This window comes from Sphingomonas bacterium, assembly GCF_903644055.1.
Classification (GTDB): Bacteria; Pseudomonadota; Alphaproteobacteria; order Sphingomonadales; family Sphingomonadaceae; genus Sphingomonas_I.
The window spans coordinates 1-4,184 of sequence record NZ_CAHJXD010000145.1; the positions used below are offsets into that span (position 1 = coordinate 1).

The 4,184-nt window shown below is 68.7% G+C and carries 2 protein-coding genes; both read left to right on the forward strand.

Translation table 11 applies throughout. The features are described 5' to 3' along the window. Positions 1 to 546: 546 nt before the first annotated feature. Positions 547 to 3,843, forward strand: a complete 3,297-nt coding sequence (locus HUU94_RS06440; protein ID WP_174274278.1) for a DUF2126 domain-containing protein — start codon at positions 547 to 549, stop codon at positions 3,841 to 3,843. Positions 3,844 to 3,995: 152 nt separating this feature from the next. Continuing rightward, a partial coding sequence (locus HUU94_RS06445; RefSeq protein WP_174274277.1) for a hypothetical protein occupies positions 3,996 to 4,184 on the forward strand: 189 nt, incomplete at its 3' end.

Here is a 4,184-nt window from a genome sequence, read left to right on the forward strand (position 1 = left end):
GAGATAAGCTAGTGACTGGAGTTCAGACGTGTGCTCTTCCGATCTTGCCGCCGCCTCGAGCAGATTGAGCGTGCCGGTGAGGTTGACGTCGATGAACGTCCGCGCGGGATGGCGAACGATGTCCGGCTTGTGCAGCGCGCCGCCGTGCAGGATGGCTTCGATACCGCGATCGCCGACGGCGCGATCCACCAGCGCCCGATCGGCGACCGAGCCGACGAAATCCGTCCACTGCCCCGGCGCGACGTCGAGCCCGGTCACGGCATGTCCCGCCGTCCGAAGCATCGGCACGAGATGGCGGCCGAGCCAGCCTGACGAGCCTGTGACGAGCAGTCGCATGGCGTTTCTCTATCCGCTCGCACTGGGCTTGTCCTCCCATCCGTTCGCGCCGAGCGTAGTCGAGGTGCCGTTCTTGCTCTTCGGGCGGTGCAGAAGAAGGCCAGGGCTTCGCCTTCGCTCAGTCCGAACGGAGGAGGTTTGCCCGCAACCACGAGGTTCCCGCAATTTACCCATTGCATCGCAACAAGCGCTGTCGCCATGATCCAGATCATGCTGAAAGCCGCGCTCCATCATCTCACGCGCTACCGTTACGATCACCCGATCCGGCTCGGCCCGCAGGTCGTGCGGCTGCGCCCGGCCCCGCACAGCCGCACCACGGTGCCCAATTACGCGCTCAGGATCGAGCCGGCCGATCACTTCCTCAACTGGCAGCAGGACCCGCACGGCAATTGGCTGGCGCGGATCGTCTTTCCCAATCCGGTCGACCTGTTCTCGATCGAGGTCGATCTGCTCGCCGATCTGGCGGTGATCAACCCGTTCGACTTCTTCGTCGATCCCTATGCCGAGGAAGTGCCCTTCACCTATGACGAGGCGCTGGCGACCGATCTTGCGGCCTATTTCGATGTCGAGGCGCACGGGCCGGGATTCGACGCGCTGGTGGGCGAATTTGCGGCGTGGCGCGGGCGGAGCATCGATTTCCTCGTCGCGGTCAACGCCACCCTGGCGCAGCGCATCGGCTATGTGATCCGCATGGAGGCGGGCGTGCAGGCGCCCGAGGAGACGCTGGCGCTCGGCACCGGATCGTGCCGGGACAGCGCGTGGTTGCAGGTCCAGTTGCTGCGCAAGCTCGGCTATGCGGCGCGGTTCGTCTCGGGCTACCTGATCCAGATGAAGGCGGACGTCGAGCCGCTCGAAGGGCCGAAAGGCACGCAGGTCGATTTCACCGACCTCCATGCGTGGACCGAAGTCTATCTGCCCGGCGCGGGCTGGATCGGGCTCGATTCCACCTCCGGGCTGTTCGCGGGCGAAGGCCATATCCCGCTCGCCGCGACCCCGCATTACCGCTCCGCCGCGCCGATCTCGGGCGCCGCCGAGCCCGCCGAGGTGGATTTCCACTTCGAGATGGACGTGTCGCGGATCGCCGAGGCGGTGCGCATCACCAGGCCGTTCACGGAAGGCGGGTGGGAAGCCCTGCTCGCGCTCGGCGGCACGGTGGACGCCGATCTCGTCGCGAACGACGTGCGGCTTACCACCGGCGGCGAGCCGACCTTCGTCGCGATGGAGGATGTCGAGGCGCCGGAATGGAATGCCGACGCGGTCGGGCCGACCAAGGCGGCCTATGCCGATCGCCTGATCCGCCGTTTGCGCGGCCGTTTCGCGCCCGGCGCCTTGCTCCACCACGGGCAGGGCAAATGGTATCCGGGCGAAAGCCTGCCGCGCTGGGGCTATTCGCTCTACTGGCGGACTGACGGCGTGCCGGTATGGCGCGATCCCTTGCTGATCGCCGGCGAGGCCCGGCCGGGCGATCCGCCCGCCACCGCCGCGATGGCCGCCGCTTTCCTCCAGGCGGTGGCCGACGATCTCGGCGTCGAACGGGAATTCGTGAACCCGGTTTACGAAGATCCGATCGAGTGGGCGGGCAAGGAGGCGGCGCTCCCCGAGAACGTCACGCCCGGCGATCCCAAGATCGACGACCCCGAGCAGCGCGCCCGCATGATCCGCGCATTCGATCGCGGCTTGTCGAATCCGGTCGGCTACGTCCTGCCGATCCAGCGCTGGAACGCGCGCGCCGAGCGGACATGGCAGAGCGAGCAGTGGAAGGTCAGGCGCGGCGCGCTCTACGCGGTGGCGGGCGATTCGGCGCTGGGCTATCGCCTGCCGCTCGGCACGTTGCCCTACGTGCCGCCGGCCGCCTTTCCGTACATCCACCCGCAGGACCCGTCCGAGCCGCGCGAGGATCTGCCCGATTTCCGCCGGCGGCGCGCCGAGCTGCACGCCGCGCCCGCGACCGAGCAGCAGGAGCGCGTCGAGCAGAAGATCATCGACGGCGCGGTGCGCACCGCGATCACCGTCGAACCGCGGGGCCATCATCTCTCGGTGTTCATCCCGCCGGTGAAGGCGCTGGACGATTATCTCGATCTGATCGCGCAGGTCGAGGCGGCGGCCGAGCGGCTGCGCGTGCCGGTGCGGATCGAGGGCTATGCCCCGCCGCCCGATCCGCGTCTGCGCGTGCTCAAGGTGACGCCCGATCCCGGCGTGATCGAGGTCAACGTCCATCCTGCGGGCTCGTGGACCGAGGCGGTGCGGATCACCGAGCAGCTCTACGAGGCCGCCAAGCAGGAGAAGCTGACCGCCGACAAGTTCATGGTCGACGGCCGCTCGATCGGCACCGGCGGCGGCAACCATCTCGTGCTGGGCGGGCCTTCGCTGGAAGACAGCCCGTTCATCCGCCGGCCGGACCTGCTCAAAAGCTTCGTCCTCTACTGGCAGCGCCATCCGGCGCTCAGCTATCTGTTCTCGGGCCTGTTCATCGGCCCGACCAGCCAGGCGCCGCGCATCGACGAGGCGCGCCACGAGAGCCTGTACGAGCTGGAAATCGCGATCGCGCAGGTGCCGGCGCCCGGACAGGGCACGCCGCCGCCGCCATGGCTGCTCGATCGCCTGTTCCGCAATCTGTTGGTCGACGTGACCGGCAATACCCACCGCACCGAAATCTGCATCGACAAGATGTTCTCGCCCGACGGCCCGACCGGCCGGCTCGGCCTCGTCGAGTTTCGCGGTTTCGAGATGCCGCCCGAGCCGCGCATGAGCCTGGCGCAACAGCTTCTCCTGCGCGCGCTCACCGCTTGGTTCTGGAAGGATGCGCAGCAGGGCCGCTTCGTGCGCTGGGGGACGCGGCTGCACGATCGTTTCTTCCTGCCGCATTTCGTCTGGCGGGATTTCCTCGAGGTGCTCGAAGACCTGCGGCGGGCCGGCTATGATTTCGATCCGCGCTGGTTCGAGGCGCAGCGCCAGTTCCGCTTCCCGCTGCTCGGCTCGGTCGACGCCGGCGGCGTGACGCTGGAGATCACGCACGCGCTGGAGCCGTGGCACGTGCTCGGCGAGACCGGCGCGATCGGCGGCACGGTGCGCTATGTCGACAGTTCGACCGAGCGATTGCAGGTGCGTGCCGCCGGCCTCGTCGCCGGCCGCCACGTCGTCGCCTGCAACGGCCGCCGCGTACCGATGACCGCCACCGACGTGCCGGGCGAGGGCATCGGCGGCGTGCGCTACAAGGCGTGGGCGCCGGCCAACTGCCTCCACCCCAAGCTGCCCGCCAACGCGCCGCTGACCTTCGACGTGCTTGACACGTGGAACGGCCGGTCGCTCGGCGGCTGCGTCTACCATGTCGCCCATCCCGGCGGCCGCTCCTACGAGGACGTTCCGGTCAACAGCTATGAGGCGGAGGCGCGGCGCCGGGCGCGGTTCCAGGATCATGGCCACACCCCCGGTCCGGTCGAGATCCCGCTTGAGGAATTGCCCGGCGAGTTCCCGATGACGCTCGACCTGCGCACGCCGGCATCGTGATGGATGATGTCGTTTTCTCATCCTCCCCTGCAAGGGGAGGGGGACCATGCGCAGCATGGTGGAGGGGTGTGGGCACAAGCGATGCGCTTTGCGGCAACTACCCCTCCACCACCCTTCGGGTGGTCCCCCTCCCCCTCCGGGGGAGGATGTAGATGTCCGCGCAGCCCGCTGCCATGCCCCGTCGCGAGGATCGCGACCACGAACTACTGGAAGCGTGGCTGGGCGATTATGCGCGCGCCGCGACGCCCGGCGATATCTTCGCGGGCGCACCGGCCGAAACGGCGGGCCTGTGGCGCGACATGCTGGCGCGGCTGGCGGCGCTCAGCCACGGCCGCCCGGCG

What these genes read in the sequence shown, in the direction of transcription:
- HUU94_RS06440 (WP_174274278.1), top strand. Translation starts at nt 547, where the DNA reads ATGCTGAAAGCCGCGCTCCATCATCTCACGCGCTACCGTTACGATCAC.